Here is a 3,945-nt window from a genome sequence, read left to right as displayed (position 1 = left end):
GATGTATCCCGTAGATGGCGGGCAAATCCTGTTCAACGGACGGGATATCACTTCTCTGTCGCCGCCCCACAAGGTAGCCCGACTGGGATTGGCCCGCACCTTTCAGGTGGTCAAGCCCCTGGCCGGTCTGTCAGTGGTGGACAACGTGGTGGCCGGAGCCGTGGAACGGGCCGATAGTATCGGCCAGGCGAGGCAAAAAGCCGGAGAAATCGTCCATGATCTAGGTCTCGAACGCTACGCAAACACGATGGCCGGATCCCTGACCCTGGCGGGTCGAAAACGCCTGGAGCTGGCCCGGGCTCTGGCCACCGAGCCGGAACTCCTGCTTCTGGACGAGGTCATGGCCGGCCTCAATCCCACGGAAGTGGATGAGGCCATCAAACTGATTCGTGGCGTTGCACAGCGCGGCGTAACCCTGTTGGTGATCGAGCATGTGATGAAAGCGGTCATGACCCTGGCCGATCGTATTGTCACCATTCATCACGGCGTAAAGATTTTCGATGGCACGCCGCAGGAAGCCGGCCGCGATGAAGCGGTAATCAAGGCCTATCTGGGTAAGGAATTCAATCTATGCTGAAGGTCGACTCGATCCGATTGGGGTATGGAGACCTGCCGGCGGTCAGGGACGCCTCTCTGGAGCTGAAAGAGAACCAGATCGTTTCCCTTCTGGGGTCCAACGGAGCAGGAAAGACCACCCTCATTCGGGCGATCTCGGGCCTTCTGCCGCTGATCGCCGGCTCGGTGCACTTCGAAGGTCGGCGTATCGATCGTCTGAGCGTCCACCAGATCGTCGAATTGGGCCTCATCCAGGTGCCCGAGGGCCGGCTCCTTTTCCCGGACATGACCGTGCTCGAAAATCTCGAGATGGGAGGTTATTCCGCTCGGGCCCGCTCCAGGATAAACGCGACCATTGAGAACATGATGAACCTATTCCCTGCGATCGCCGATCGTCGCTCTCAGCTGGCCGGAACTCTGAGCGGGGGCGAGCAACAGATGCTGGCCATCGGCCGGGCGCTCATGGCCCATCCCAAGCTGCTCATGTTGGACGAACCCTCGCTGGGACTGGCCCCTCTGGTCGTGGCCGAGATATTCAACGTGATAGACAAGATCCGGGCTCAGGGCTGCACCCTGCTTCTGGTCGAGCAGAACGTGTTCCACGCCCTCTCCATCTCCGATTTCGCCTATGTCATCGAAAACGGAGAGATCGTTATGCAAGGAGAAGCCCGGACGTTGCGGGATGATGCATGCATCAAGGAGGCCTATCTAGGCCTTTGAAAGGATTTTGCGGAGCAAGGGCGCGAGCCCGTTACCCTGAAACCGGATTATACCGGGGCCGGCGGCTACAGTCGAATTGAATGCGGAAGCCCCGTATTCGATTCTAACTCGATACATTCAAGAAGGAAAAGATGCCCGACTACTCCCTGGTCCCGATCCACCTGGGCAGGCTCCACCTGGATTTGGGGATCATGACCTACCGCATGAACTACGGGGTTAAGAAATGGCTGCCCATCATCAGTTGGTTTATCAAGGGCCCTGACCTCAACATTCTTGTGGACAGCGGCATCTCGGCCGCGGAAAGCGCGTGGTATACCGAGACCCCGATAGAAGACCTGTGCACCTTCGAACAGGGCCTCGAGAAAGTGGGGCTCCGGCCCGATCAAATCGACCTGGTCATCCAGACACACCTGCACTTCGACCATGCGGGCAACACGCACCGCTGCACTCGGGCAAAAACGGTGGTGCAGAGGTCCGAGCTTAAGTTTGCACTGGCCCCCCACCCTATGCAGGGCTATCTGTACAATCCCGAGATCCTGCGTGACCTGCGATTTGAACTGGTGGACGGCGACACCGAAATCCTCCCCGGTATCGAGGTGATCCATCTGCCGAGCCACACGCCCGGAACCCAGGCGGTGAGCGTGCAGACTTCCCGGGGCAAAGCGGTCATCAGCGGCATGTGCTGTATCAAGGATAATTTTAATCCCTCCCCGCCGAAGACGGGACCCCAAAACCGTCATTTCTGGAGGGTCATTCCGCCGGGCAATTTCATGGACTTGGACCAGGCCTACTTCAACACGCTCCGGCTCAAGAACCTGGCCGACATCCTGATTCCTCAACACGACCCTTCCCTGTTTGACGTGACGGAGATACCGGGCTGATAGGAGGTCCTCACCATGTCTGAAACAAAGGCCAAGGACATAGAGTCGATCTACGAGACGTACCGCGAGTACTACGGCGAAGTGCCGGACTGGGTGAGGGTCTTCGGAGAGCGGGCTCCGGAGGCGCTGCATCACTACCACGGCCTGCGTAAGATCGGTGTGGAAGACGGGGTGCTTCCCCGCAAAGTCAAAGAACTCGTGCTCATCGGCATCAACCTGGTGCGGCGCTATCCCCCCGGCGTGCGCCTCAATGTAAAGGGCGCCCTGGACGCGGGCTGCACCCCGGATGAAATCGTCGAGGTGATGGTCACGGCCATGGTCTCCGGGGCCGCCTGCTCGCTCATCGAAGGCCCCCGGGCCCTGTTGGACGAGTTGAATCAAAGAAAGGGATAGGGTATGCAGGACTTTTTTCGCATGGCCGATGTGTTCATGTTCCAACTGCCCCGGAAAATCATATTCGGTAACGGCTCCATCGATCGGCTGGGAGAAGAAGCACGGATCCTGTTCGGTGGTGGGAGGGTCCTGCTGATCAGCGATAAGGGCGTCATTGCCGCGGGGTTGGCCGAAAAAGCCGTACTCCGTCTGCGGGAACAAAACTATGAGGTCGAGATATTCGACCAGGTCGAGCCCGACGCGCCCATTCGCCTGGTCTTAGAAGGCGCACGCCGGGCCCGGGATTGGAAGGCCGACATCATCGTGGGCTTGGGCGGGGGCAGCTCGATCGATACGGCCAAAGCCGTTTCTTTCATGGCTACCTACGACGGGGACATCAAAGACTGTCTGGGAATCAATCAGGTGAAAAGGCCGGGCCTGCCCCGCATCTTCGTTCCCACCACGGCGGGCACCGGCAGCGAGCTCAGCCACACGTTTGTATTGGCGGACGACGAGAGCGGAGACAAGATCACCTCGTACAGCCCCCACACGTTTGCCGACCTGGCTTTGATCGACCCTGCCCTCACCTCGAGCATGCCCGCCAAGGTGACGGCCGAGAGTGGCCTGGACGCCTTTTCCCATGCCTTGGAGTCCTTTGTAACCGTCAAGGCCAACCCCCTGTCCGATCTGTTCTCGAGACGGGGGATCGAAATCATCGCCAAGAATCTGCCCAAAGCTTACAGCCAGGGCGCCCGTAACCTCGAGGCCCGGTACGCCATGTGCTTCGGAGTGTGCATGGGCGCCATGGCGATTCGATCCAGCGGCATCGGAGCCATACACGCCGTGTCCTATCCGGTGGCCATGAAGTATCATCTGAGCCACGGCCTGGCCATCGCCCTGATGATGCCCGCTGTTATGGAGTTCAACCTCATGGCCAACCGCGAAAAATACGCCTCGGTGGCCGAGGCCATGGGGGTGCGGATGACGGGTCTGTCGACTCATGATGCGGCGCGGGCTTCGGTGGAGGCCGTGCGAAGCCTGACCACGGAAATCGGGTTGCCCACCCGCCTGAGGGACGCAGGCGTCAATCAGGACGACTTTGCCGATTTCGCACGAGTAGTGGTCAAGCGCTACGCCCACCACCTGGCCAATAACCCCAGACAAGTTCATGAAGAGGACATCGTGTCCATCTACCAAGCGGCTTGGTAGACCACCAAGCCGTAGCGGAGGAACGAATGGCTGATTTTCCCGGCGCCGCCTGGTTCGAAGATCTAAAGGAGAAGGTCAACCGCGTGGAAGGTTTCCAGCAGGCCGCCCGCTGGTTCCAGGGTAAGGTCGGTTGGAAGGTGGACGACGTCACTTATCTGTTGAGCATTGCCAACGAGCGGGTGCAGTCGGTGCAAATCGGTCCGGAGGG

At 59.5% G+C, this 3,945-nt stretch carries 6 protein-coding genes; all 6 read left to right on the top strand.

Annotated elements, in window-relative coordinates:
* Nucleotides 1-577: ABC transporter ATP-binding protein (locus tag HY788_19930; GenBank protein ID MBI4776411.1), on the top strand; the 577-nt coding region annotated here is incomplete at its 5' end.
* Entirely contained in the window at nt 571-1,275 is a 705-nt protein-coding gene (locus HY788_19925) for an ABC transporter ATP-binding protein (GenBank protein MBI4776410.1), read from the top strand. The genes HY788_19930 and HY788_19925, both read left to right, overlap by 7 nt.
* 131 nt (nt 1,276-1,406) lie before the next feature.
* Nucleotides 1,407-2,156: an N-acyl homoserine lactonase family protein gene (locus HY788_19920; protein ID MBI4776409.1), complete on the top strand. Its 750-nt coding sequence runs from the start codon at nt 1,407-1,409 to the stop codon at nt 2,154-2,156.
* Between the two features lie 15 nt (nt 2,157-2,171).
* The gene (locus HY788_19915; GenBank protein ID MBI4776408.1) at nt 2,172-2,549 is read left to right on the top strand and encodes a carboxymuconolactone decarboxylase family protein; all 378 of its coding nucleotides are present in this window, start codon (nt 2,172-2,174) and stop codon (nt 2,547-2,549) included.
* A 3-nt stretch (nt 2,550-2,552) separates the two neighbouring features.
* Nucleotides 2,553-3,737 (top strand): iron-containing alcohol dehydrogenase, encoded by a 1,185-nt coding sequence (locus HY788_19910; GenBank protein ID MBI4776407.1) that lies wholly within the window; start codon nt 2,553-2,555, stop codon nt 3,735-3,737.
* 26 nt (nt 3,738-3,763) lie between these two features.
* On the top strand, nt 3,764-3,945 hold a 182-nt coding region (locus tag HY788_19905; protein ID MBI4776406.1), incomplete at its 3' end, for a hypothetical protein.

This window comes from Deltaproteobacteria bacterium (assembly GCA_016208165.1).
Taxonomy (GTDB): domain Bacteria; phylum Desulfobacterota; class Desulfarculia; order JACQYL01; family JACQYL01; genus JACQYL01.
Note: the sequence above shows the minus strand (reverse complement) of the source record. Positions and strands in the feature narration are given on the sequence as shown.

Excerpts from the sequence above, each read along its gene's own strand:
- HY788_19915 (MBI4776408.1), top strand. The coding sequence starts at position 2,172 with ATGTCTGAAACAAAGGCCAAGGACATAGAGTCGATCTACGAGACGTAC.
- HY788_19910 (MBI4776407.1), top strand. The coding sequence starts at position 2,553 with ATGCAGGACTTTTTTCGCATGGCCGATGTGTTCATGTTCCAACTGCCC.
- HY788_19920 (MBI4776409.1), top strand. The coding sequence starts at position 1,407 with ATGCCCGACTACTCCCTGGTCCCGATCCACCTGGGCAGGCTCCACCTG.
- HY788_19925 (MBI4776410.1), top strand. The coding sequence starts at position 571 with ATGCTGAAGGTCGACTCGATCCGATTGGGGTATGGAGACCTGCCGGCG.